25 protein-coding genes are annotated in these 22,546 nt (G+C 67.1%); 15 read left to right on the top strand and 10 right to left on the bottom strand.

Annotation, left to right across the window (positions count from 1 at the left end; all coding sequences use genetic code 11):
- Positions 1 to 248 precede the first annotated feature (248 nt).
- Entirely contained in the window at positions 249 to 1,034 is a 786-nt protein-coding gene (locus ACEVFP_RS14315) for a M23 family metallopeptidase (protein ID WP_375000120.1), read from the bottom strand.
- A 180-nt stretch (positions 1,035 to 1,214) separates the two neighbouring features.
- Between ACEVFP_RS14315 and ACEVFP_RS14310 the strand changes: the two genes are divergently transcribed.
- A complete protein-coding gene (locus ACEVFP_RS14310) occupies positions 1,215 to 1,889 on the top strand; it encodes a copper resistance protein CopC (protein WP_375000119.1) in 675 nt (224 codons plus the stop codon).
- Between the two features lie 42 nt (positions 1,890 to 1,931).
- Here ACEVFP_RS14310 and ACEVFP_RS14305 read toward each other — a convergent pair whose 3' ends face one another.
- Positions 1,932 to 2,684 carry a DUF3152 domain-containing protein gene (locus ACEVFP_RS14305; RefSeq protein WP_375000118.1) on the bottom strand — a complete coding sequence of 251 codons (753 nt, stop codon included), beginning with the start codon at positions 2,682 to 2,684 and terminating at the stop codon, positions 1,932 to 1,934.
- A gap of 271 nt (positions 2,685 to 2,955) precedes the next feature.
- Between ACEVFP_RS14305 and lnt the strand changes: the two genes are divergently transcribed.
- The 6 genes from lnt to ACEVFP_RS14275 all read left to right on the top strand — a co-directional run bounded on the left by lnt (position 2,956) and on the right by ACEVFP_RS14275 (position 8,507).
- The gene (gene lnt / locus ACEVFP_RS14300; RefSeq protein ID WP_375000117.1) at positions 2,956 to 4,524 is read left to right on the top strand and encodes an apolipoprotein N-acyltransferase; all 1,569 of its coding nucleotides are present in this window, start codon (positions 2,956 to 2,958) and stop codon (positions 4,522 to 4,524) included.
- 773 nt (positions 4,525 to 5,297) lie between these two features.
- On the top strand, positions 5,298 to 6,416 hold the full coding sequence (locus tag ACEVFP_RS14295) for a hypothetical protein (RefSeq protein ID WP_374999681.1): 1,119 nt from the start codon (positions 5,298 to 5,300) through the stop codon (positions 6,414 to 6,416).
- Positions 6,417 to 6,433: 17 nt separating this feature from the next.
- Positions 6,434 to 7,444 (top strand): IS481 family transposase, encoded by a 1,011-nt coding sequence (locus ACEVFP_RS14290; protein WP_374999955.1) that lies wholly within the window; start codon positions 6,434 to 6,436, stop codon positions 7,442 to 7,444.
- A gap of 223 nt (positions 7,445 to 7,667) precedes the next feature.
- Positions 7,668 to 7,937: a hypothetical protein gene (locus ACEVFP_RS14285; RefSeq protein WP_375000116.1), complete on the top strand. Its 270-nt coding sequence runs from the start codon at positions 7,668 to 7,670 to the stop codon at positions 7,935 to 7,937.
- Positions 7,930 to 8,322 (top strand): hypothetical protein, encoded by a 393-nt coding sequence (locus ACEVFP_RS14280; RefSeq protein ID WP_375000115.1) that lies wholly within the window; start codon positions 7,930 to 7,932, stop codon positions 8,320 to 8,322. The genes ACEVFP_RS14285 and ACEVFP_RS14280 overlap by 8 nt, the downstream gene beginning before the upstream one ends.
- Positions 8,319 to 8,507 (top strand): hypothetical protein, encoded by a 189-nt coding sequence (locus ACEVFP_RS14275; protein WP_375000114.1) that lies wholly within the window; start codon positions 8,319 to 8,321, stop codon positions 8,505 to 8,507. Before ACEVFP_RS14280 ends, ACEVFP_RS14275 begins: the two co-directional genes overlap by 4 nt.
- A 213-nt stretch (positions 8,508 to 8,720) precedes the next feature.
- Here the strand turns inward: ACEVFP_RS14275 and ACEVFP_RS14270 are convergent, their stop codons facing one another.
- The 6 genes from ACEVFP_RS14270 to arsM form a co-directional block, all read right to left on the bottom strand.
- On the bottom strand, positions 8,721 to 9,602 hold the full coding sequence (locus ACEVFP_RS14270) for a DMT family transporter (protein ID WP_375000113.1): 882 nt from the start codon (positions 9,600 to 9,602) through the stop codon (positions 8,721 to 8,723).
- A 160-nt stretch (positions 9,603 to 9,762) separates the two neighbouring features.
- Positions 9,763 to 10,170 carry an arsenate reductase ArsC gene (locus ACEVFP_RS14265; RefSeq protein ID WP_375000112.1) on the bottom strand — a complete coding sequence of 136 codons (408 nt, stop codon included), beginning with the start codon at positions 10,168 to 10,170 and terminating at the stop codon, positions 9,763 to 9,765.
- 21 nt (positions 10,171 to 10,191) lie between these two features.
- Positions 10,192 to 10,797 carry a low molecular weight phosphatase family protein gene (locus tag ACEVFP_RS14260; RefSeq protein WP_375000111.1) on the bottom strand — a complete coding sequence of 202 codons (606 nt, stop codon included), beginning with the start codon at positions 10,795 to 10,797 and terminating at the stop codon, positions 10,192 to 10,194.
- Positions 10,794 to 11,861 carry an ACR3 family arsenite efflux transporter gene (gene arsB, locus ACEVFP_RS14255; RefSeq protein WP_375000110.1) on the bottom strand — a complete coding sequence of 356 codons (1,068 nt, stop codon included), beginning with the start codon at positions 11,859 to 11,861 and terminating at the stop codon, positions 10,794 to 10,796. The genes ACEVFP_RS14260 and arsB overlap by 4 nt, the downstream gene beginning before the upstream one ends.
- A complete protein-coding gene (locus ACEVFP_RS14250; protein WP_375000109.1) occupies positions 11,858 to 12,295 on the bottom strand; it encodes a hypothetical protein in 438 nt (145 codons plus the stop codon). Before ACEVFP_RS14250 ends, arsB begins: the two co-directional genes overlap by 4 nt.
- Complete coding sequence (arsM, locus tag ACEVFP_RS14245; RefSeq protein WP_375000108.1) at positions 12,292 to 13,065, bottom strand: arsenite methyltransferase; 774 nt, start codon at positions 13,063 to 13,065, stop codon at positions 12,292 to 12,294. Before arsM ends, ACEVFP_RS14250 begins: the two co-directional genes overlap by 4 nt.
- An 87-nt stretch (positions 13,066 to 13,152) precedes the next feature.
- Here arsM and ACEVFP_RS14240 point away from each other — a divergent pair, with 87 nt between their 5' ends.
- A complete protein-coding gene (locus tag ACEVFP_RS14240; protein WP_375000107.1) occupies positions 13,153 to 13,512 on the top strand; it encodes an ArsR/SmtB family transcription factor in 360 nt (119 codons plus the stop codon).
- Positions 13,513 to 13,630: 118 nt separating this feature from the next.
- Here ACEVFP_RS14240 and ACEVFP_RS14235 read toward each other — a convergent pair whose 3' ends face one another.
- A complete protein-coding gene (locus ACEVFP_RS14235) occupies positions 13,631 to 13,864 on the bottom strand; it encodes a hypothetical protein (protein ID WP_375000106.1) in 234 nt (77 codons plus the stop codon).
- A 175-nt stretch (positions 13,865 to 14,039) separates the two neighbouring features.
- Between ACEVFP_RS14235 and ACEVFP_RS14230 the strand changes: the two genes are divergently transcribed.
- Positions 14,040 to 14,618: a hypothetical protein gene (locus ACEVFP_RS14230; protein WP_375000105.1), complete on the top strand. Its 579-nt coding sequence runs from the start codon at positions 14,040 to 14,042 to the stop codon at positions 14,616 to 14,618.
- Between the two features lie 22 nt (positions 14,619 to 14,640).
- Here the strand turns inward: ACEVFP_RS14230 and ACEVFP_RS14225 are convergent, their stop codons facing one another.
- Positions 14,641 to 15,015 (bottom strand): hypothetical protein, encoded by a 375-nt coding sequence (locus ACEVFP_RS14225; RefSeq protein WP_375000104.1) that lies wholly within the window; start codon positions 15,013 to 15,015, stop codon positions 14,641 to 14,643.
- Positions 15,016 to 15,129: 114 nt separating this feature from the next.
- On the opposite strand from ACEVFP_RS14225, the gene ACEVFP_RS14220 reads away from it, so the two are divergent.
- The 6 genes from ACEVFP_RS14220 to ACEVFP_RS14195 all read left to right on the top strand — a co-directional run bounded on the left by ACEVFP_RS14220 (position 15,130) and on the right by ACEVFP_RS14195 (position 22,536).
- Positions 15,130 to 15,600 (top strand): hypothetical protein, encoded by a 471-nt coding sequence (locus tag ACEVFP_RS14220; RefSeq protein WP_375000103.1) that lies wholly within the window; start codon positions 15,130 to 15,132, stop codon positions 15,598 to 15,600.
- Positions 15,601 to 15,874: 274 nt separating this feature from the next.
- A complete protein-coding gene (locus ACEVFP_RS14215) occupies positions 15,875 to 16,909 on the top strand; it encodes a hypothetical protein (RefSeq protein ID WP_375000102.1) in 1,035 nt (344 codons plus the stop codon).
- Entirely contained in the window at positions 16,906 to 20,763 is a 3,858-nt protein-coding gene (locus ACEVFP_RS14210; protein ID WP_375000101.1) for a DNA polymerase III subunit alpha, read from the top strand. The genes ACEVFP_RS14215 and ACEVFP_RS14210 overlap by 4 nt, the downstream gene beginning before the upstream one ends.
- A 72-nt stretch (positions 20,764 to 20,835) precedes the next feature.
- Positions 20,836 to 21,300, top strand: coding sequence for a single-stranded DNA-binding protein (gene ssb / locus ACEVFP_RS14205; RefSeq protein ID WP_375000100.1), 465 nt, complete (start codon positions 20,836 to 20,838; stop codon positions 21,298 to 21,300).
- Between the two features lie 175 nt (positions 21,301 to 21,475).
- Positions 21,476 to 22,072, top strand: coding sequence for an exonuclease domain-containing protein (locus ACEVFP_RS14200; protein ID WP_375000099.1), 597 nt, complete (start codon positions 21,476 to 21,478; stop codon positions 22,070 to 22,072).
- Entirely contained in the window at positions 22,069 to 22,536 is a 468-nt protein-coding gene (locus ACEVFP_RS14195; RefSeq protein ID WP_375000098.1) for a hypothetical protein, read from the top strand. Before ACEVFP_RS14200 ends, ACEVFP_RS14195 begins: the two co-directional genes overlap by 4 nt.
- Positions 22,537 to 22,546 lie beyond the last annotated feature (10 nt).

Below are 22,546 nucleotides of genomic sequence, written 5' to 3'. Positions count from 1 at the left end.
GTCAACGTTGACTGCGGCGGGTGATCAGTCGGCCGTCCTGCTTGCGTCCAGCGCCGACCAGCCAGCTCCTCTCGCTCGTCGGTCACCGGAGCGAACGATCAGTGGGGGTAGGGCTGCGACCCGCGAACCTGGGGTCGCACGTCGCGGCTTCGCACTGCCCTGCGGAAGGTTGATCGGCAGCACATGACGTCGATGTCCCTCGGCCCACTGCACTGGGCAGTGTGCTGGTGCCGTTCTGATTCGTGCTCTTACGGGTTCACGCCGTGCTCGGCGAGGGCGCCCAGTGGATCGACCGGTTCGCCACCACCGGGGCGGACCTCCACGTGCAGGTGGGGCCCGGTGACGTTTCCGGTGGCTCCGGTGTATCCGATCTCCTCACCCGGGTCGACGGTGTCGCCGGCACTGACCGCGATACGGCTCTGGTGGGCGTACCAGATCTCGGTGCCGTCCTCCAGGGTGACGACCGTCTTGTTGCCGTAGGCGCCATCGTACCCGGCCTCGGTGACCGTGCCCGCCGTCATCGAGACGATTGTGGAGCCAGACGGCCCTGCGAGGTCCAGGCCCGTGTGGCTGCTGGACCACATCGAGCTGCTCTGGCCGAAGCGGGCAGAGAGTCGGTAGCCGGTGACCGGCAGGACCCACTGGTTGGACTCGAGCTCGGCGGCGGCGGCCTGGGCCCGCTCGGTGAGGTCGGCCTGGGCCTGCATCACCTGCTCGGCCTGGGTCGCGGTCTGCTCCTCCAGCGCCTGGGGGTCGAGGGGTTCGCTGATGTCGACATCGCTGTCCCCGTCGATGTCGACCACACCGGCGGTGGACGAGATCGCCTGGCCGCTCGAGGCGAGTGTGTCCGAACCGGTCGGGAACGAGGGTGCCCCAGCACCTATGCCGGCCGCCACGAGGGCGAGCGCACCCACCATTGCGGGCGTGGGACGTGGCCTGCGGCGTCGCCGACGCGGTCGCACGGCTGCACGCTTCCCGGCGGTGCGGGGCGCCTCAGAGGCGTCCAGTCGCCGCTTCGGCGTGTACGAGCTCACGCAGGCGACCTCCTGCTTCGTGGGCGGGACCGTGTGAGTCTAGGGGACCGTGAGTCACATTCCAATGGCGTTGCAGCGCTTTGCCGGGTCAAGCTGGCCCAGATGCCGGGTTCATGCGGGGCTCTGTCCGCCCCGGCGGGGGGCGGCAACGGCGGGAACCACCGGCGCTCGGCTGCGGTCATGGACCTCTGGCACCGTCTGGTTCGTTTCCGCGCCCTGCGCGGACGTGCTTTACTACGCACCGTAGTAGCCTTGCGCGCGGGTTGCCCCGTCAACGTTCCCGATTCTTCAGAGGTTCTCGTGCGATCAGCCATCCGACTCCTCGCCCCCGTCGTGGTGACCGGCGTTCTCCTTCCGGCCCCTGTTCATGCCCATGCATCGCTGGTCGAGTCGAACCCCGAGGACGGGCAGGTCCTGGAGGCCGCTCCTGACGTGGTGTCCTTGACGCTGAACGAGCCGGTGGCCGAACCGGCCTTCGTCGTGATCTCCGGAGCAGGCGGTGAGGTCGAGACCGCTGCTGCAGAGATCGACGGTCGCACGGTCACCGCAAGGGTCGCGGAAGAGCTGGAGGGTGGGGAGTACACGCTCTCCTACCGACTCATCTCGGCCGACGCTCACGCTGTCACCGGGACACTCGAATTCTCCATCGAACAGTCTGCTCCGCCGACCACACCGCCACCTGCCCCGACCCCCACGCCGACCGACGAAGCCGCGCCCACGGTCGCTGCGGACGACTCGGGTGCCGATCGCGACAGACTTCTCGTGGTGCTCGGGCTCTTCGCACTGTTCATGGCCGGACTGGTGTACTACGTGCGGGCTCGCCTGCAGCGATCAGCCGGGGACCGCGAGGTCTGACCAGGACCAGCGGACGCATCGGTGAGTGTCCTCGATTGTTGGTCAGGGCCACGGGTTGGCGCGGCAGCCCTCGAGGTCCAGCGTCTGCTGCAGCATCACCGGAGCCGGCGCGTCGGGGCCGGGGCAGGGTTCGTGACCGAATCCGAGGGCGTGACCGACCTCGTGGTTGACCAGGTATCGGCGGTACTGCCGAAGGTTCGCGATGTGGTCCACTCCCTCTCCCCAGCGGCGGGCATTGATCACCACGTCATCGCCGTTGCGACAGGAGACCTCCCCATTCGTCTGCAGGGGAGCACAAAGGCGGTCCGCCGTCGCAGGACTCGCCAGCACGACGCGCAGCGAGGCGTTCGACGTCCGGTGGAACCTGAAGGCCTGGGTGGTCCAGCCTCGTCGGTCGGCCAGCGTTCTGTCGACCTCGTCGGCGAAGGTCTCGGTGTCGATGCCGAGACCCCGCTCCACCTCCACGCGGTAGTCGACCTTGCGACCTGTGGTGCCGGCGCGCATCTCACCGTCGGCGGTGAGGAACGACTGGCCGCTGGACGGGTCGGGTCTGGTCTGCTCAGGGGCGGGGGTCCTGGCGGGGGTCCTGGCTGCGTCCCCGCTGTCGTCCACCAGCGGGGACGACACGCCCGCCACCGGACCATCGATGGCTGCCGGTTGGGGGTCAGCCAGAAGGGCTGCGCCGCTGAGGGTCAGAGCCCCCGCGCCGACGCACAGAGCGATCACCAGGGCCCGCCCGGGAAGGCGGCCCGCGCGGTGCTTCGCGGTCTGCCGTCTGCGGCTGGTCTCGGCCACGGACTCAATCTACGGCACCGCGGTACAAGCCCGACCGCTCAGGAGCCGGCTGGGCATCAGCCTCCGGCGCCTCGTGGACTCGTAGGTGGTTGACCGAAGGGGTGGACGCACCGGGACACAACGGTGGGGAGTCGCACGACCATGACCACGATGCCGAGGGCACTCCGGACGCTCCAGCGACGTTCACCTCAAGAGGCTTCAGGTGCACGTCGGGCTGGAGTGCTCACCGAGTCGTCAGCGCCTCCTTCGAGGCATCGAAGAGGAGGCCGAGGTGGGTGCTTCGCGGGTGCGCAGGCCGGTGGTCGTCCTCAGCGCGTCGCTGGCGGCAGGCGCGCTGGCTGCCGCGGCGTTCCCGCCGGTCGGTCTTGGATGGTCGGCTCCCTTGGCGATGGCATCGCTGTGGGTGCTGATTCGTGATGTCGGACTGGGTATGGTCGCCGGGCATGGTCTGGCGTTCGGGCTCGCCTTCTTCCTGCTCCATGTGGCATGGCTCGATGCCTCGATCGGACTTGCCGCCTGGCTCCTGCTGTCGGTCACACAGTCCGTGTTCCTCACCGTGGCGGCGCTGGGTGTCCGCGCGGTGTCGGCCTTGCCTGCGGCACCGCTGTGGGGTGCCGGGGTCTGGATCGGAGTGGAGTCGCTGCGCGCATCGTGGCCACTCGGCGGCCTGCCGTGGGGCCGACTCGGCTACACGGTGGTGGACACTCCGTGGGCCGGTGCCCTAGCGACGGCTGGAGTGAGTGGATCCGGATTCCTCGTTGTCCTGACCGGCTTCGCGATCGGAGAGACTCTTGCCCGCGGCATCGGGCGGGTCGAACACACAAGTATCTGGCGCGCCGGCCTGGGCGTCGTTGCCGCGGCGGTCACCCTCGGGTTGGCGGTCCTGCCGCCGGAAGTCGAGGCTTCCGGTTCGATCAGGGTGGCTGTCGTGCAAGGAGGGGTGCCCGGCGACGGCACCGAGCTGGTGCGATTTCATCGCGAGGTGACCCGCAATCACGTCGCCGCCACCGAACAGCTCGGGGTCAGGTTGCGTGAGGACGGGCAGCGCGTCGACTTGGTGCTGTGGCCGGAGAACGCCACAGCGGTCGACCCGCTTCGCGACGCCGACACGCGCGCGATGATCGAGGGTGCGGCCCGAGCCGTCGGTGCCCCCATCCTCGTCGGAGCGATCGTCGACGGACCAACGCAGCAGAGTGCCTATAACCGCGGGCTCCTGTGGGACGCGCGCGACGATGATGACCGTCGGCCGGTGCAGGCCTACACCAAGCAGCACCTTGTCCCGTTCGGTGAGTACATCCCGTGGCGTTCGGTGATTGGGAACTGGTCGTCCCGCTTCAGTCTCGTTCCGCGTGACATGCTGCCGGGCCCGAGGTCCCAGACGATCAGCATCGGTGGCGTCCGGTTTGCCGCAGCGATCTGCTTCGACGTCGCCTACGACGATGTCGTGCCTGAACAGGTGGCACGAGGGGCGGAGATCGTGGCCGTGCAGACCAGCAACGCCACCTTCTTCGGAACCACCCAGCTGGAGCAGCAGTTCGCGATCACCCGGGCCCGCGCCGTCGAGTCCGGCCGATCAGTCGTGGTCGCCTCCACGAACGGCATCTCCGCGATGATCGGACCGGACGGCTCAGTCCGACGCCAGGCGCCTGTCGGTGGCACCGAAGTGCTTATCGACGACGTGGAGCTTTCAGACCAACTGACGCCGGCCGTGCGATGGCAGACGGCACGCCAATGGGCTCTCGTGGCTCTTGCTGGCGTGGGACTCGCTTGGTCCGCCACCATGGGATGGCGGTTTCGGTCCACCACCGGCCGGCGTCTCGACGGCAGGCGGACGGACTGAACAGGGGCATCGCCGAACCGGCGCAGCGCCCACAACTTGAGGTGGCATGGCAAGACCCACCGGCCGGTCGGGACGCTGTCCGACGGTTGAGCGTTCGAGCGCCTGCCCGTGGCGAGCAGGCCCGAGGTCACCACGGCCCGGCCCGCGTCGGCGAGAGGTCGAACTCGGCGGCGCCGGGATCGACCTCCGATGGCTGACCGGTGACTCAGTTGACGATGACGGCGTGACGCTCGCCTACCTGCAGGGTGGCGGTGCCTGGAGGTGAGTCCAGGGTGCCAAGATCGCCCGGGTCCTCGTCACAGCTGTCACCGTCACATGCCCACGTGATCCGGTAGCGGATCAGCGCGCTGATGTCGTACTCCTTCTCCGGCTCGCGCGCCGAGGTCTGTTGGTAGGTGTAGCCACAGGGAGTCTTGGTCTCTTGCCCCAGGCCCTTGCGCCACGGTCTGCCAGGATTGTCGCAGACTGTGACGCTTTCCCCATGTCCCAGCGAGTCTTTTCCGCAGAACGCGACACACCTCGACCGACCGCCCCCGACTAACGAGACCACGCCCTAGATGTTGCTGGCCAGGAGGTTGTTGACGTTTCTCGCGGGTGGCTGGTCGCGCAGCTACACTGGTGTCATGCGGATGCAGCAGCGATTTCAAGACCCCCGGCCGGGATATGGCCGCGGGGTCTTCGACGCGCAGTCGTAGCGCAGTAGGTCTCCGCAGGTACGGCCGGGGGAATTTTCTCGTCCTTCACCTACCTGCCATCTTCTTGGAGACCTTCGCATGTCGCACGCCGACTATCTGACTTCCGACCAGCTCTATCGCGCTCTCAACGTGCGCGACCTCACCGATCCCGACCAGGGGCCTCACGCCATCCTGACATTGCTGCAATCGGTCATCGACCGTTTGCAGCCCGAGTGGGACAGCTCCCTCCGGTATGTGCGCAGCTCGCCGGTCGTTCCTGTTCGGGACAACTACGACCGCCTCGGTTACGACCCGGATGATGTTACTCGGGCTCGCCGGTACACCCGTTACATCAGCCCTGCAGTGATGCTTCGCAGTCATATGAGTGCCGAACTCCCGCGCGTCCTTGAGGACTATGCGGGGATGTCCGAGGTGGATGAGTTACTCGTGGTGCCCGGCCTCGTCTACCGTCGCGACGCCGTCGATCGCACCCACGTGGGGGAACCCCACCAGGTGGACTTGTGGCGCATCCGTAGCACTCCGGATACCGATGACGAGGACATGCTCACGATGATCGGCCACTTGGTCGAGGCAGTCCTTCCGGATGCGCAGTGGAGAACAACAGACGTGGCGCACCCATACACCGTCGGTGGTAGGCAGATCGACGTGCTCCACGACGACGAATGGCTTGAGCTCGCCGAGTGCGGCCGCATCCATCCCGAGGTGCTGCGCGGATCGGGCCTCGACCCCGAGCGATGGTCCGGCCTGGCTCTCGGTATGGGCCTTGAACGTGCACTCATGCTGCGCAAGGGCATCCCTGACATCCGCTATCTCCGGGCAGAAGACCCGCGCATAGCAACCCAGATGCTCACCCTGGATCCATGGCAGCACGTTTCACTTCTGCCTGCGGCCCGGCGCGACATTTCAGTCGTCGTGGATGCACAAGAGGACGAGGAGACGCTTGGTGACCGCATCCGCGTCGCCCTCGGAGATAACGCCGACGTCATCGAGTCTCTCGAGATTCTCAGCCGCACACCCCACGAGGGACTACCCGAGGCCGCGCGCTCTAGGCTCGGCACTCTGGAAAGACAAGTCAATCTCCTGATCCGGATCATGCTGCGCCCCATCGACCGCACCCTGACCTCGGAAGAGGCCAACGTGATCCGCAACGTGATCTACGAGGCCGTGCATGAAGGCCCGGTGATGGAGCTGATCTGAGATCGCTGAGAGCAGCCATGACCTCGCCTACGCATGCCAACGCTCCCCTCTCACCCGAAGGCCGACGCCGCCTGATCGAACGCTGCCGCACCCGCCCTATCTCCCACGTGGCCGCCGAGATGGGGATCTCCCGCGCAACCGCCTCGAAATGGGTCAACAGATACAAGCGATTCGGGAAGACCGGCCTACTGGACCGCTCATCTTCTCCGGCCCGACAGCCATCTGCAACGCCTGGCTGCCTCGTGCAGCAGATCGAGTCGATGCGGCGGGAACACAAATGGTCGGCGTCCCGTATTGCGTTCGAGCTCGAGCAGGCAGGAACACCGGTGAGCCGTCGCACCATCACCCGGCTCCTCGCACAGCTGGGCCTGAATCGACGGAAGTTTATCGACCCGAACGGCGAGACGAACCGGGAGCCGCAAAGGATCAACGCCAAACGTCCCGGCCACATGGTGCATCTGGACGTGAAGAAGGTCGGGCGCATCCCCGACGGCGGCGGGTGGCGTGTGCACGGCAAAGGCAGCGAGAAGGCCAAGGCTGTCGCCCGCACGAAGACCCGCGGTGCCAGGACCGGGTACATCTACCTGCATTCCGCCATCGACGGACACACCCGACTCGCTTACACAGAAGCGTTACCGGATGAGAGGGCCGTCACTGCCGTCGCGTTCTTCGGGCGGGCCAGAGCCTGGTTCGCTAAGCACGGCATCACCCGGATCGAGCGCGTCGTGACTGACAACGGTTCCTGCTACCGATCTGCTGCCTTCCGCGAAGCGGTCGGGACCAGCCGACACCAGCGCATCACGCCATACACGCCTCGACACAACGGCAAAGTCGAGCGCTACAACCGGATCCTCGCTGAAGAGTTCCTCTACGCGCGCATCTGGCGCTCGGAAGCAGAACGCGCTGCCGCGCTGGAAACGTGGAACCGGCACTACAACTATCACCGTCCCCACGGCGCTCACGACGCGCAACCGCCTGCCTCTGCAGCACCGACACGCGTCAACAACGTCATGGCCTCATACACCTAGATGGGCGTAGGGCCTCTCGGCCTGCTCGGCAACCCCGTCACGTTCCACCCACCTCGGCAGACTCCTCACCCACCCGTGTGGCGAGCTGGTCGATGAACGCCTGCCCCCACTCCCACCGATTCATCTGCTCATCGTGACAGGGAGGACGGACACCGTGAGCGAAGCCGGAGTCGTGCCGCGTACCTAGAAGGTGACGAATCCGTAGGCAGCATCGGAGGGGCGCATGAACGACCGAGTTCAAGACGACATCGCGGTCCTCAGGCGGATCTTCCTGCGCCTGGGGAGTCTGGGGTTCTTGTACTCAGCGGTGGGGGTCGGTCTGGTCTGGACGGGGAGCTTCGTGGCGGCTCTGGTCGGTTCGGTGTTGTTCGTCGCTGGCTCACTGATGCTCACCGCCTTCGTCTTCGGTGCCCCGCTGGTCACCTACGTGCTGTGGGACCGACGTAGCGAAAGCCGCCGGCGGACGTCGACCGAGGAGAAGCGCGATGGGTGACTTCCCCTGGACCGAGTTCGTCATGTCGCCTGGCTTCGGTGGGCTCGCCGCCGTTGTCGCCGCCACGATCGCCTACGTCGGCGTCCACAAGACGGTGAAGTCCCGCCAGGCCGCCGACCGGAAGGCACAGTGGTGGGACCGTGCCCGCTGGGCGCTCGACCTCACCCTCCACGACGACTCCGAGCACCGCGAGGTCGGTTACAGCGTCCTGGAGGCGCTGGGTCAGAGCGAGTACGCGGCAGAGCACGAGACGGACCTGATCGACGCCGCACTCGACCGCACTCTCGATGCCTACGCCGCCCAGGGCGAGGCGGAGGAACCTGGTTCAACGCCGGAGGCTGAGGCACAATGGACACCAGAGAACGACGACGGAGCAGACTCATGACCACCAGCCAGTCGCCGCAGCACAGCAGCGTGAACGGCCACGCCTCCAGCCAGTCGTCGCAGAACGCTCGCTGGGTCACGAAGCGCGAGGCCATCGCCGCCGCGCGAGCGAAGATCGCGATCGACAAGCGACGAGGCCGGACTTCCGAGGCCTGGATCATGGAACTCGCCAGCGAGGGCCGCTAGGTCCCAGCCAGGCACATCGCACCGACGCTTGGACCTCGAGAGTCGGTGGCCTGAATTGCTCGAGCGGCCATATGGGCCCCAGGCGCGGTGGGCAGTCTTTCGCCGAAGCGTGGCACGAGGGCTTGGGGCCGAACCTAGAGACCGTGCGGAACCTCACGAACCGTGCCCGAGGCGCGATCGACACCCGCTGTCGGTGTGCAGCGAAGACCGCATTCACCGTGTGCGCACCACCGCCGCGACCGCGGCGAGTATCACGAGGAGCGCTCCGAGCCACTGCTGCGTCAGGAGGCGATCGCCCGCAACGAACGCCGCCGCGAGGCCGAAGACGGGGACCAGCGGGAGGAAGGTGCCTGCGGTCGAAGCAGGGACCTCGCGCAGGCCTGCGACGAAGAAGGTGAAAGCGAGTCCGTAGTAGACCACCCCGGACCCGGCCGCCAGTAGCCATGTTGCGGGGACGGCCGGTAACCCCTGAGGGGTGAGTCCGCTGGTCACGGCGGCGGCGGCAAGGATCCCGGCGAACGCAAGGGCCGCCGCCTGTTGGCAGATCACGACAACTTCGGAGGCATCATCGAGCATGAGCCTCTGGGTCAGGACGGTGTAGATCGCGCACGACAGGACAGCCAGCAGCGTCAGGACAATGCCACGGGGGTCCACATCGAGGCCGGGACGGTAGGCGATGAGAATGACACCCACGACGGCGGCGGCGATCGCCACGACGGTGGCCCGGGCCACCTCCTGGCGCAGGACGAAGACGGCCAGAGCGACGATGAAGACCGGTTCGAGGGCCCAGAGCAGCACGGACATGCTGGCGCTGATGTAGGTGAGTCCCCACAGGCCCAGGGCGTAGGCTAGGCCGGGGTTCAGGACGCCGAGCGCGGTGAGCTTGGCTGTTGATCGTGTCAGGGTCCACCTGGAGCGGCGAGCCAGGGCGATGGTCAGAAGGAGCGTGCAGCTGGCTGCGAGCTCGATGGCCAGCAGGGTCAGTGGTTCGACGTCTCGGTCGAGGACTTGTTTGCTGAGGACGGTGCCGATGCCCCAGCAGGCGGCAGCGGCGGTCAGGTACAGGACAGGGCGGACACGCAGGTCTACGGGCATGGCTGTGCTCTCGAGGTGGGTGAGGAGAAATGGGTCGGCTGAAGCGCGCAGGCGCTTGGTCAGCTGACCGGTTCCTCACCGTCACAGCAGGCGTACGACGGCCTACGAGCCGGAAGGGCCACGTAGGCGTTGTCGCGCATGAGATCCACGGTAGCGGCGATCAGGACAGTGAGTCGATCAACGCCTGGACTCGTGCGCGGATCTCATCGCGGATCGGACGGACCGCAGCCGCGTCTCGGCCGGCCGGGTCCTCGAGGACCCAGTCCTCGTACCTCTTGCCGGGGAAGAAGGGGCACTCGTCCCCGCATCCCATGGTGATGACGACGTCGGCTCGTTCCACTGCGCTGTCGGTGAGCAGCTTGGGTGTCGAGGCGGTGATGTCGATGCCTTCTTCGGCCATGACCGCGACGGCGGCAGGGTTGACCTGGTCGGCGGGTTGGGAGCCGGCCGAGAGGACTTCGACCTGGTCTCCGGCGAAGTGCTCCAGGTAGCCCGCGGCCATCTGGGAGCGGCCGGCGTTGTGGACACAGACGAACAGGACAGTGGGACGGTGGGTGGTCTCGGTCATGGGTGCTTGCCTGTTCGTCGGTCAGAGGTCGAGGTCGCGCAGGAGTGCGGTGACGCGGGCTTGGAGGTCGTCGCGGATGTCGCGGACGGTCTCCAGGGGTGCGCCTTCGGGATCGGCCACGTCCCAGTCGAGGTACTGCTTGCCCGGGAAGATGGGGCATGTGTCGCCGCACCCCATCGTCACGATGACGTCGGCGGCGTGCAGGACCGTGTCGGTGAGCGGTTTGGGGTAGCTGGTGGTCAGGTCGATGCCTCGCTCGGCGAGGACTGTCACGGCCTGCGGGTTGATCTCGCCGGTCGGGGCGGAACCTGCGGAGCGTACGTGCACGCGGCCCGGTGCGAGGTGCTCGGCGATCGCGGCGGCCATCTGGGAGCGGCCGGCGTTGTGGACACAGACGAAGAGCAGCTCTGGGACGGCCTTGGCGCGCCTGCCGTCGGCCTGTGCCTGTGCGGTGAGCAGCTCGGTGGCGTAGCGCCGCACGAGCACCGGCAAGTAGGTCCTCACTGTCGCCTGGGGCTCCAGAGCAGCCCTGGCGTCGGCGACAGCCTGCTTGACTTGCGTAGGCGTGAAGGTGCCGTCGAAGGCGTAGGTCAGGTCGTCGATCGTGGCTTGGGTGGCGTCGGTCATGCCGAGTCTCCTGTCGGTGTGAAGAAGCGACGTGACCACAGGGCCACGTAGACGAGGGCGACCAGCACAGGGACTTCGATGAGGGGTCCGACGACGCCGGCGAGGGCTTGGCCTGAGGTGGCGCCGAAGGTGCCGATCGCGACGGCGATCGCGAGCTCGAAGTTGTTGCCGGCGGCGGTGAACGCCACGGTGGTGGTGCGTTCGTAGCCCAGACCGGCGGCGCGGCTGGCCGCCCAGGCGGTGGCGAACATCGCGATGAAGTAGACCAGCAGCGGCAGTGCGATGCGGGCGACGTCCCAGGGGGCCCGGGTGATGGCGTCGCCCTGGAGGGCGAAGAGCAGCACGATGGTGAACAGCAGCCCCCACAGCGCGAGCGGGCTGATGCGGGGCAGGAAGGTCTGTTCGTACCAGTCTCGGCCGCGCCAGCGTTCCCCGAGCACGCGGCTGGCGAATCCGGCCGCCAGGGGGATGCCGAGGAAGACCAGGACGCTGAGGGCGATGGCGCCGATGCTGAACTCAGCGCTGGTGGTCTCCAGGCCGAGCCAGCCGGGCAGGACCTGCAGGTAGAACCAGCCGAGTGCGGCGAACGCGAGCAGCTGGAAGATGCTGTTGACTGCGACCAGCACAGCGGCAGCCTCGCGGTCGCCGCAGGCCAGGTCGTTCCAGATCAGCACCATGGCGATGCAGCGCGCCAGGCCGACGATGATCAGACCGGTGCGGTACTCCGGCAGGTCCGGCAGCATCAGCCAGGCCAGGGCGAACATGAGTGCCGGGCCGACGATCCAGTTCAGCGCCAGCGACAGCACCACGAGGCGGCGGTCGGTGAGCACGGTGTCGACCTGGTCGTAGCGGACCTTCGCCAGGACTGGGTACATCATCACCAGCAGGCCGATCGCGATCGGCACACTGACCGATCCGACCTCGATCGCGCTGAGCGCATCGTCCAGACCCGGGACCAGGCGGCCGAGCAGCAGGCCGGTGGCCATGGCCACGACGATCCAGACGGCTAGGAACCGGTCCACCAGGCCGAGCCGAGGGACAGCCTCGACGGCGGTCTGGCTCATTCGGCGTCCTCTGGGAGGCAGGCCAGGCAAGCGGGCCGGTGGGTGCAGACCTCTTGGACGCAGGCGTCGATGGTGAGCTGGTCGGCGGCGCGGGCGACCGAGGCTCGGTGGTGGCCGTCGACGATGAGGTAGAAGTCGCCGGTCTGCAGCAGGCTCACGCAGCCGAGGTGCTGGCTCTGGGTGTGGGCGCGGTGCACCGAGTGCCACCGCTGCGCGACGTGGCTCCGGGTGGGTCGCAGCTCGCGGTCGAAGTCTTCGGCCCGGGCGAGGGTGCCGACGACTCGGCGCAGCGGCACCTCGGCCGAGACGGACCTGGCCTCGCCGCATCGTGGACCGAACGCTGCCTCGACGTCCTCGAGGGTGACCGCCGGCCTATGCGGAGCCCTGATCGCCGCGCGGCGGGCGGCCTGGAATGCTCGAGCGGATTGGTTCATGCCGGCTTGGTCGCGCGGATGATGGCGTTGTGCATCTGCGGCACGGCCTGGTGGGTGTACTCGACCTGCACATCGGTGAAGCCGGCCGCGGCGAGGCCGTCGAGGTACTCGGCGCGGCTCAGGGCGCCGGCGATGCAGCCGGCGTAGCTGCCCCGTGAGGCGCGCTCCTCCGGTGAGAGGTGGTCCTCGGCGACCACGTCGGAGATCCCGATCCGACCGCCCGGCGCCAGCACCCGGTACATCTCGCGCAGCACGGCGGGCTTGTCGGTCGAGAGGTTCACCACGCAGTTGGAGATCACCACGTCGATGGAGGCGTCCGGCAGCGGGACGTCCTCGATCGTGCCCTGCAGGAACTCCACGTTCTCGGCGCCGGCCTTCTCGGCGTTGGCGCGGGCGAGCTCGAGCATCTCGACGGTCATGTCCACGCCGTAGGCGAACCCGGTCGGCCCCACGCGACGTGCCGACAGCAGCACGTCGATACCGCCGCCAGAGCCCAGATCCAGGACCGTCTCCCCCGGGTTCAGCGCCGCGACCATCAGCGGGTTCCCGCAGCCCAGGCTCGCGGCGACCGCCTCGGCCGGCAGCTCGCCGGTCTCCTCGGCCGAGTACAGGCGCTCGCCGAACGCATCGCCCACGACAACGTCGCTGGCGTCGCAACAGGACGATTCGGTCTCGTCCAGGACCTCAACGTTGGTCGCGCCGCCACGGACTTGGGTGGCGGCCCTGGCGTAGCGGCTCCGCACCTGCTCGGTCAGTTCCTCAGCAGTCACGACAATCTCCGATCTATCGACGTTCATCTATGCATTGACAATGGTCGATGCATCGACGTTTGTCAATGAGTGTGAGATGATCGACCCATGAGCACCACGACCCTCGCCCTCAACGCGTCAGCCACAACGTGCTGCGCCTCGGTGCTCGAGCCGAGCCTGAGCCAGGACCAGGCCGTCCACCTCGCCGGCATCTTCAAGGCGCTCAGCGACCCCACCCGAGTCCGACTCCTGTCACTGATCGCGGCCGCCGCCGGCGACGAAGCATGCATCTGCGACCTCACCGGACCCGTCGGACTCAGCCAGCCCACCGTCTCCCACCACATGAAGAAGCTCACCGCCGCCGGCCTGGTCGAACGCGAGCAGCGTGGCCGATGGGCCTACTACCGACTCGCTCCCGGCGCCCTCGACAACCTCTCGGCAGCACTCACGGCGCCGCGACCACGCTGAGGCCTCTGGAACAACCGTGGACTAAGTTGCAGTGGTGGAGGCATGCGTGGGCAACAACGCACGCATGGGCGGTGAGGCCGCGGATCGCCCTCGGCGTGGCGATGCGGCGGGCGAACGGCTAGGACGCTGGACGGGGCCGCCACTCGTCGGGTTCGTAGCTGGCCCAGAAGCCGACGAACGCGGCCGAGAAGAGCGCGAGGGCGCCGTACTGGGAACCGATGGCCAGCACCAGGATCGTGCTGCCGGCTGCGAACAGGCCTTCCTTGGCGTAGCGCTCGACCGGGTGCCGCAGCCACCAGCCGCCGACGAACCCGGTGACGATGGCGTGGGCGAGAGCCAATGTGGCGAGCATGGATGCAACCTCCTAGGAACCATGCTCGCAGCGGCGGGTGGGGCTAATCCAGCCAAACCGGACACCAAGTCAGTACCTGAATCGGTGGCTTCCCCACTCACACGCAGCCCAGAGTTCGAGCCAGTGGCGCATGTTCCTTCCCGAGACCAGCAGCTCAGCTCGAGGAGACGAACGCATGCGGCGGACCCTGACCCTGGTGGTGGCCCTCGGTGCCCTCCTGGCCGGCTGCGTCGGCGACGACGGACCCGCGGACGAACCAACACCCGGCCCTCCTGCGACCGCCGGCTCGCCCTCCCCGGACGTCGAGGGCGGGGAACAGGAGCAACTGGCCGCGGCCGATGACCACGACGCACGCCTGCGGGCCGAGCTGTTCGTCAAGACCCTGCGTACCTACTCCTGGCGCGACGGTGAACCGAACGCCGCTACCGACAACGTGCGCACGTTCATGACCCCAGGCGTGTACAGGAAGTGGGCTGAGGAGAACAACGACGTCGCCTCGACGACCGACTGGAACGAGACGGTGCGGCTGAAGCGAGAAGGCACTGTCGACGTGGTGAACTCCGAGCTCGACTCAGCGTTCGACCAGACCGGCGACGCGCGCACGGTGGCCGTGCAGGTGGTTCAGAAGTCCCGCTCCCGAGGATCCTCGGACTGGTCCCAAGGCGACAGTCTGCTCGACTACGTGTGGCTCGAACGTGGCCCGGGCGGGCACTGGTACGTCACCAAGCACCGCCCGAACGTGCGCGGCTGGTGACCAGGGTGGCTCAGTGAGCGCGCTACCCGTCGGCTGCAACCTGGCTGGACTCTTGGCTCGCGCGGGCTCGCCGCGCATTGGAGACGAGCACGATCAACGAACGTCGATAGAAGCGACGCCCACTCACACCCACATGCACCGGGATCCTCTCGCGTTTCGCGAGCTGGCTGACTCGTTCGTGGGAGATCGAGAGGATCTCGGCTACTTCTCGTCCCGTGATCCAGGGGTCAGCTGCCAACGCATGAGCTTCTTGCCGCGAGTAGGTCGTGCGACCGGGCAACCTGCTGAGGAGGCCCTCTCGGCGCAGGCGCCTCAGGACACTTGGTTTGAGGTTGGTGATCCGGGCGGCTTCCTCGACGGCGATCGCGTCGGGGTTCAGCGCCTTGCGCGGCGTCATGTTGGACATTCTGGCCCTCGCCGCGCTCGATGAGAACCGGGGCACCCACGAGTGACCAACGGCTCGAAGCCCTCATCTGTGCAAGTCTGCTGGGACCCCGCGTACCTAGCAGGTATGAAGATCGACGCCGAAGCAGCACGAGAGGCCGCCCGCCAGCACGACGGACGGTTCGGTCCCCGGATCTCCCTCGAGGACGAGATCAACGGACTCAGCCTGGAGGAAGAGCACCAGCTCGACCGCGAGCGCGAGAAGCTCACCGATGCCCGCGACCGCGTCGGTCAGCTTCTCGTCGAGGCCGACACGATCTCCTCTGTCCCGGACTCCGAGGAGACGAGGATGATCATCCTGCGCGAGAGCTGGGAGTGGGCCTCGGTGGGGGAGGCGGTGGACCGGGCCTGGGCCGACAGCCTCGAGGGCCGATCTGAGGATCGCGACGACCCGGAGGCGGTTGCCGGCCACCTGTACGACATCGCCGTGCAGCGGTGGGAGAAGGACGCCCTCGACTCGCAGCTGCGCGAGCACGAACGGATCGAGCACGCGCCCTTCGACAACAGCTGCGAGCCGGTTCGCGAGCCGGTCTTCTGACCCACAAGCCCGCACCGCCTCGTCTCCAGGTCCCAACTGGTTCGTCGGCACTGGCATAGAAGCATCACCCACCGCATGACGTCGAAGTCCACAGAGAGGAGTCGACGTGCCCGCAGCAATCCCCACCAAGAGGCGCCAGTCGAATCCGTTGGGGCGCCCTCGGCTGACGACCGACGAATGGGTCGCTCGTGCACGAGACCGTCGAGGAGATCGGTACGACTACTCCGCGGTGGACTACCAGGGCTCCAGGAGCCGAGTCACCATCATCTGTCGAGTGCACGGCCCCTTCGAGCAAATCGCAATCCGACACCTCGAAGGCACCGACGGCATGAAGTGCTCTCGCATCCGACACAGCAGGAAGATGCGACTCTCCACGAATGACTTCATCGCCCACGCTCGCGCCGTTCATGGGGATCTCTACGACTACTCAGCATCTGACTATCGAGGCAGCCTGACCCCGATCACGATCATCTGCCAAGAACACGGTCCATTCGAGCAGACGCCGAACAACCACATCAACGACGAAGCTGGCTGCCAGGAATGCGCTAAGGATGTGCGGCGACATGTGCTGACGCTCGGACAATCGGGATTCGAAGATCGGATGCGCGAGCAGTTCAGCAACAAGTACGACTTCTCAACCGCGATCTTCCGAAACGTAACCACCCCAGTCGTCGTGATCTGCGCCGAGCATGGACCGTTCGAACGCAGACCTCTGGACCTGATGCAAGGGCAAGGATGCCGAGAATGCTGGCGAGCCTCGATCACCCTCTCCACCGAGGACTTCATCGAACGAGCGTCCCTTCGGCACGAGGGCTTCTACACGTACGAGCACGTCATAGGGCCCAGAACCCCGACGAGGTCACGCATCCTCATCACCTGCCCCAACCACGGCGACTGGGAGGTTGTCGCAGGTGAGCACCTGCGGGGATCCGGGTGCCCACCGTGCGGGGCGTCTCAACAGGAGAGGGCGATCGCCGAACTCCTAGAAAGGCATGGGATCGACTTCGTCCCCCAGTGGGGGCACCCCACACTCCGCAACAAGAGGCCGCTTCGCTACGACTTCATGCTGCCCAGAACCCGCACACTCATCGAGTACGACGGCCTCTTTCACTTCCAGGTCATCCAGATCGGAGGCATGAGCCGCGAAGAAGCCGTCGAGAGACTTCGAACCCGTCAGAAGTACGACCGCATCAAGGACCGTTGGGCGGAATCCAACGGATGGAAACTCATCCGCCTGTCCAATAAGCGGCGTATCGAGCAGGACCTCTGCGAAGCAGGGGTCCTGCCAGGGCCGAGGGATAGCGCATGAGCAGCTACGTGCACCTCCATGTTCACAGTGAGTACAGCCTGCTAGACGGGTTGGGGCGAATGGACCGGCTGGTGGCGGCCGCAGCAGACGATGGTCAGCCCGCCTTGGCTCTGACCGACCACGGCACCCTCTCCGGCGCGTTCAAGTTCCGCAACGCCTGCCTCGCCGCAGGCATCAAACCCATTCTGGGCATGGAGGCCTACCTCGCCATCGGTGACGACCGCTTCAACCCCCACCGTGTCCAGGTCGCCGACGGTGACGTCTCAGCGGTCGACGACGACGCCGGGGGTGCTGCGACCAAGACCAAGGCCAACGAGCACCTGACGCTGCTGTCGACCTCGTCTCGCGGCTGGCGCAACCTCGTCTCCATCCACAACAAGGCCCAGCACAGCTTCCACGGCAAACCACTCGCCGACACGGCCCTGCTGGCCGAGCACGCTGAGGACCTGATTTGCCTGACCGGATGCCTGGGTGGGCCCGTCGCAGGCCCGGCGTCCCGCGGCGACCTCGACGAGGCCCGGACGAACCTGAACAGGCTCGTGGAGGTCTTCGGCGTCGACAACGTCTACGTCGAGCTCATGGAGCACGGCATCGAGGTCGAGCAGGTGAACCTGCGCAGGCTCCGTGATCTCGCACTCGAGGCCGGACTCAAGCTCGTGGTCACCAACGACTGCCACTACCCCGACGAGGCGATGGCCACCGCCCATGAAGCCTGGCTCGCGGTCCAGTCCGGCAAGCGTCTCGACGACCCGAAACGGTTTAAGTTCAACGGCGAAGGGTTCTGGGTCAAGACCGCCGACCAGATGCGGGCCATGTTCACCGGCCAGGCATGGCAGCGCGGCTGCGACGTCACAGTCGAGATCGCCGATCGCTGCTGCGACGACCCCTTCGCCGACCTCACCGGGCGCAAGCTCCCGCAGTACGGCCGGCTCCCCGACGGCGTGAGCGCTCGCGAGCATCTCTACGACAAGGTCAAGGCCGGCGCCGTCGAACGCTGGGGCGCCCCACTGCCAGTACCGGTGAAGGAGCGGCTGCGCGACGAGCTCGACACGGTCGCCGAAGCAGGCGTGGAGGACTACTTCCTCATCGGTGAGGAGATGATGACCTGGGCCAGAAGCCAGGGCATCGCGACCGGCCGCGGCCGCGGTTCGGCTGGCGGGTTCGCCACCTCCTACGCCCTCGGACTGACCGGCGTCGACCCGCTGCGATACGGGCTGCTGTCCGAACGGTTCCTCGAACGCGGCCGCACCGATCTGCCCGACATCGACTACGACTTCGAAGCCCGCCGTCGAGACGAGGTCATCGCCCACCTGGTCGCCGAGTACGGTTCCGACCGGGTCGCCAGGATCGGCACCCTCGGGCTGAGCCGTACTCGGGCATCGATCAAGGACGCCGCCCGTGCTCTGGGCTCGAAGTTGGGTGAGCCGCTGTCGAAGAAGGTCCCCGTCGAGGGCGGCAAGCCGCTGCCGTTCTCGACTCTGCTGGATGAGTCGGTCGACAAGACTCAGGACTTCCGCGACGAGGTGGCCAAGCACGGCGACGAGGCCGATGAGGTCGTCGAGCTCGCGCGCTCCTTCGAGGATGTGGTCAAGGGCGAGTCGATCCATGCCTGCGGGGTCGTGGTCTCGGCCGTCGACCTCGACGATCTGATCCCGCTGCGCCTCGAACGCAAGCACGGCAAGATCGTCGGCTCACCGATCGCCTGCTTCGACGGCGACGACATCGAGCAGTTCGGCCTGCTGAAGCTCGACGTGCTGGGGGTGAACAACCTGGACCGCGTGGCCGAGGCCCTGTCGATGATCGCCGAGTCCACCGGCGAGCAGCTGAGCATCGACACGCTGCCCGACCCTGACGGCGAGCAGACCGCACGGGTCCGAGCTGCTTGGGACATGCTCGCCGAGGGACGCTCGTCGGGCGTGTTCCAGCTCGACTCGTCGGGGATGCGGGATCTGCTGATCGCCAGCGCCCCGCAGAGCCTGGAGGAGCTCTCCGACGTCATCGCGCTCTACCGGCCGGGCCCGATGTCCTCAGGCGCCCACGACGAGTACGCCTCACGCAAGTCCGGCGCGGCCGAGGTGGCCTACGACCGGTACACCGACGACCCAGACGAGGCCGCCGCGCTGGGAGCGGTCCTGGACCCCACCCATGGCCTGATGATCTACCAGGAGCTGCTGATGCGACTGGGCACCGTCGTCGCCGGGTTCGACGCCGCCGGTCGCTCCAAGCTCCGCAAGGCCGTCGGCAAGAAGAAGAAGGATCTGATGGACCAGGTCGGCCGCGACCTCATCGACGGCGCCGAGGCCGAGGTCGTCGACGAGGACGGTGAAGTGGTCTCTCCGGTGTTCTTCCGGCGGACGGCGGAGCGGCTGTGGGAGGACATCAAGGGCGCCGGCGAGTACGCATTCAACAAGTCGCACTCGGTCACCTACGGCGCCCTGTCGTTCATCAACGCCTATCTGAAGGCCAACTGGCCAGTCGAGTTCGGCGCGGCAGTTCTGGCGATGACTCCCAAGGACGCCGAGAAGCGCAAGCTCGTCCTGGACTCACTGGCCGAGGAGGGCATCGCCGTCGAGGCACCGGACATCAACACCGCGCAGGCGACCACGACTGCCGTTGGCGGCCGCGTGGTGATCGGTCTGGCCGAGATCCGTGACGTCGGGCAGGTCGCCGAGCAGATCGTCGCCGAGCGCGAGTCCGACGGGCCCTTCACCTCCGTACGGAATCTGTTCGTTCGGGTCCGTGTTCCCAACGGTGAGGACGGCGGAACACGGGCGTTGTCGGCGAAGACGATCGAGGCCCTGATCGAGGCGGGGGCGCTCGATCAGTTCGGCCCCCGGCGCGGACTGTTGACGGTCGCTCTGGCAGCCAAGGCCGTCGAGACCGACGTGCCGGATCTGGAGTGGGGCACGCTGGAGCGCTCGGCTCGTCAACGCCACCGGCTGGGGTTCACGGTCGGGCAGTCGCCGCTGGTGGAGCTGAAGCCGCTGTTGAAGCAGTGGCGGCCGGCTGACGTCAATGCCGACGGAGTCCGCTTCGCCGCGGCTCCTGTGCCACTGCCCAAGGCGGCCAAGTCGGACGGAACCCTCCTGACGTTGGGCATCCTCACGTCGTGGAAGGTGTTCCCTGGCTCGCGGGCGTCTTTCACAATCGAGGGCACGACGCAGGCGATGCCAGTGACGATGTGGAACCGGTCTCTGGCTCCGGCGCTGAAGCGCTCCGGCGAGCCGACGATCGGTGACGTGGTCGCCGTGCTCGGACGATCGCAACGCCGGGTCTTCACTCGCGAGGTCACCGACGACGACGGAGTGGTTTCCGACGTGGTGGTGGAACGTACCGAGTTCGCGGCCAATGACATGTGGGTTGTCGACGGACTCGCCGCCGACGATGCGAGTCTGGTCGATCCCGATGCGCAGGTCATCGACTTCATGTCAGTTCAGCGCGACCGAGCCCAGGACCGGGCGGTGTGCGACCCCCAGGAGCCCTCGCCGAGCATCCCGACACCGGTCGAAGCCGCTCGTCTGTCGGCCACCGATGCTGAGGGGACGCGCATCGTGGTTTCGGTGCCCTCACGCGTCGCCTGGCATCAGGGAGCCGTGCTGACCGGCGACGTCGACATCACGACCGCCCTGGCGCTTGCCCCCGACCTGTGGTCGCGCGACGCCGTCACCACACCAGATGGCACCTACCGGGTGCCGCTGACTGGTGGCGCCGGTTACCTGGTCCTGCTCGTTGGTGAGAGCGCGGAGGCACGGGCGGACACCTGGAAGGGGGACCCGGATGTTCGTGGCTGGCAGGTCGCGACCACGGCGGCGGGCTCAGAGAAATCGTCGACTGGTTCTGGGCTCGTCGCATAGAGGAAGTAGGACCAACCAACCGAGGTCCGTTAGTGAGCGCCTTGTGCGCCTAGAAGAGAAAGAGACACCATCATGACCAACGCCGTCTCCATCAGCGGAAACCTCACCGCCGACCCCCAGCTCAAGTTCAGCCAGAGCGGTGACCCGCGAGCGTTTTTCACCGTCGCCGTGAACACCGGCAGCGAGGAAAAGGGCAACAAGAAGGCTCATTTCGTCCCGGTCACCGTGTTCGGCACGCTCGCCGAGAACGTCGCCGAGTCCATCGAGAAGGGCACCCGAGTCGTGGTCACCGGTCGATTCGACTCCTACAACAAGGACGTCGAGATGGACGGCAAGGAGGTCGACAAGAACTTCCTCACTGTCATCGGCACCACGGTCTCGCCGGACCTCACCTTCGCCTCGGCCGAGATCACCAAGAACCCCTACGGCGACGCCGACGACGAGGAGCCCAAGGCCAAGCCGAAGGCGAAGAAGTCGACCAAGTCCAAGCCGAAGGCGAAGTCGGAGCCCGAGGAGGATCCCGACGACGACTTCTGACCGGGCCGGCCGGTCAGAAGAACGAGCCCCTCTCCTCCAGGCTCGTTCACACGACGCCCCCGCACCCCCGAGGCGGGGGCGTCGTGCTGTGCAGAACCGTCCCGCTGCCGCCCACTAAGAACGCGACCCACCCGCCACGACACCAGCAGGAGATTCCGCTGTGACCACCCCACCGATGACGACCGATCAGGCGCTGACGATCTTGCAGGTCGACCTCGAAACCACCGGCCTGGACGAGAACACCGCCGAGATCATCGAGGTCGCCGCCATCGGCACCACCGACGCGCTCACCCCACTGTTCGAGTTCACCGCCGCGGTCACACCTGGGCGCGCCGAATCCCTGACCCGACTGCGTGAAGCCGACGCCATGGCCATGCACCGCGAGAACGGCCTGCTGCTGGACATCGAGTCAGGTGACTCCTCCCCCCTGACCGAGGTGGAGTCCAACCTGATCGAGACGATCGACGCGCACCGCCACCCCGACGGACCGGCGAAGATCGTGCTCGCCGGATCAGGCGTCTCTCACTTCGACTTCCGGTTCATCAAGACCCACATTCCGAACCTTGCCCAGCTGCTGCACTACCGGCCCATCGACGCCGGTTCACTGCGCGAGCTCTACCGCCGCACCGTCGGACACGACCTCACTGACGCCAACGAGCGCAAGACGCATCGCGCGATCGACGACGTCCGCTGCCACCTCGAGGAGGCCCAGGCGTTCGCCGCGGTCTTCACCGACCACGCCGCCCGCCAGCAGCTGCGGAACACCCAGTGAGGACCACCGCCGGCGATCGTCTGCTCGACGGTCTAGCCATCATCATCGCTCTCGCCGACCACCGCCAAGACGACGTGCGGCTCCTGACCGGCGGCGACCACGAGAAGGCGAAGCCGCTGGCGCTGGAGGCTGCCCGCTACGTCTTGGCACGCCGCATCGCGCACCTGAGCCGCGACCCCGTCGAGGTCCTGACGATGCCGGCCTCGGCTCAGCTGTCCTGGCTGCGAGGACACGTTCTGACCCGGCCGCACTCACCCCAGGGAGCGCAGGTGATCGCGCGGGGTCTCGAAACCATCGAGGCCTACACGAGGCAGGGCGAGACCCCCACTGACGCGGATGTCGAGGATGTGGTGGCCGTGACGGTCGAGCTGATCCTCGGTGACCCGAGCCTCGACGGACCCCTGGCGCGGCGGCTGATGAGTCTGCAAGCGGTGATCGCGGCCAAGATCCAGCCACCCTTCTAGCCGCCGCGAC

This window comes from Aeromicrobium sp. CTD01-1L150, from assembly GCF_041951745.1.
Classification (GTDB): domain Bacteria; phylum Actinomycetota; class Actinomycetes; order Propionibacteriales; family Nocardioidaceae; genus Aeromicrobium.
Note: the sequence above shows the minus strand (reverse complement) of the source record. Positions and strands in the feature narration are given on the sequence as shown.

Bases quoted from the DNA above. Each gene is read 5' to 3' on its own strand.
- ACEVFP_RS14310 (WP_375000119.1), top strand. From the start codon at position 1,215: ATGGACCTCTGGCACCGTCTGGTTCGTTTCCGCGCCCTGCGCGGACGT.
- ACEVFP_RS14295 (WP_374999681.1), top strand. From the start codon at position 5,298: ATGTCGCACGCCGACTATCTGACTTCCGACCAGCTCTATCGCGCTCTC.
- ACEVFP_RS14290 (WP_374999955.1), top strand. From the start codon at position 6,434: ATGACCTCGCCTACGCATGCCAACGCTCCCCTCTCACCCGAAGGCCGA.
- ACEVFP_RS14285 (WP_375000116.1), top strand. From the start codon at position 7,668: ATGAACGACCGAGTTCAAGACGACATCGCGGTCCTCAGGCGGATCTTC.
- ACEVFP_RS14280 (WP_375000115.1), top strand. From the start codon at position 7,930: ATGGGTGACTTCCCCTGGACCGAGTTCGTCATGTCGCCTGGCTTCGGT.
- ACEVFP_RS14275 (WP_375000114.1), top strand. From the start codon at position 8,319: ATGACCACCAGCCAGTCGCCGCAGCACAGCAGCGTGAACGGCCACGCC.
- ACEVFP_RS14270 (WP_375000113.1), bottom strand. From the start codon at position 9,602: ATGCCCGTAGACCTGCGTGTCCGCCCTGTCCTGTACCTGACCGCCGCT.
- ACEVFP_RS14265 (WP_375000112.1), bottom strand. From the start codon at position 10,170: ATGACCGAGACCACCCACCGTCCCACTGTCCTGTTCGTCTGTGTCCAC.
- ACEVFP_RS14260 (WP_375000111.1), bottom strand. From the start codon at position 10,797: ATGACCGACGCCACCCAAGCCACGATCGACGACCTGACCTACGCCTTC.
- arsB (WP_375000110.1), bottom strand. From the start codon at position 11,861: ATGAGCCAGACCGCCGTCGAGGCTGTCCCTCGGCTCGGCCTGGTGGAC.
- ACEVFP_RS14250 (WP_375000109.1), bottom strand. From the start codon at position 12,295: ATGAACCAATCCGCTCGAGCATTCCAGGCCGCCCGCCGCGCGGCGATC.
- ACEVFP_RS14240 (WP_375000107.1), top strand. From the start codon at position 13,153: ATGAGCACCACGACCCTCGCCCTCAACGCGTCAGCCACAACGTGCTGC.
- ACEVFP_RS14235 (WP_375000106.1), bottom strand. From the start codon at position 13,864: ATGCTCGCCACATTGGCTCTCGCCCACGCCATCGTCACCGGGTTCGTC.
- ACEVFP_RS14230 (WP_375000105.1), top strand. From the start codon at position 14,040: ATGCGGCGGACCCTGACCCTGGTGGTGGCCCTCGGTGCCCTCCTGGCC.
- ACEVFP_RS14225 (WP_375000104.1), bottom strand. From the start codon at position 15,015: ATGACGCCGCGCAAGGCGCTGAACCCCGACGCGATCGCCGTCGAGGAA.
- ACEVFP_RS14220 (WP_375000103.1), top strand. From the start codon at position 15,130: ATGAAGATCGACGCCGAAGCAGCACGAGAGGCCGCCCGCCAGCACGAC.
- ACEVFP_RS14210 (WP_375000101.1), top strand. From the start codon at position 16,906: ATGAGCAGCTACGTGCACCTCCATGTTCACAGTGAGTACAGCCTGCTA.
- ssb (WP_375000100.1), top strand. From the start codon at position 20,836: ATGACCAACGCCGTCTCCATCAGCGGAAACCTCACCGCCGACCCCCAG.
- ACEVFP_RS14200 (WP_375000099.1), top strand. From the start codon at position 21,476: ATGACGACCGATCAGGCGCTGACGATCTTGCAGGTCGACCTCGAAACC.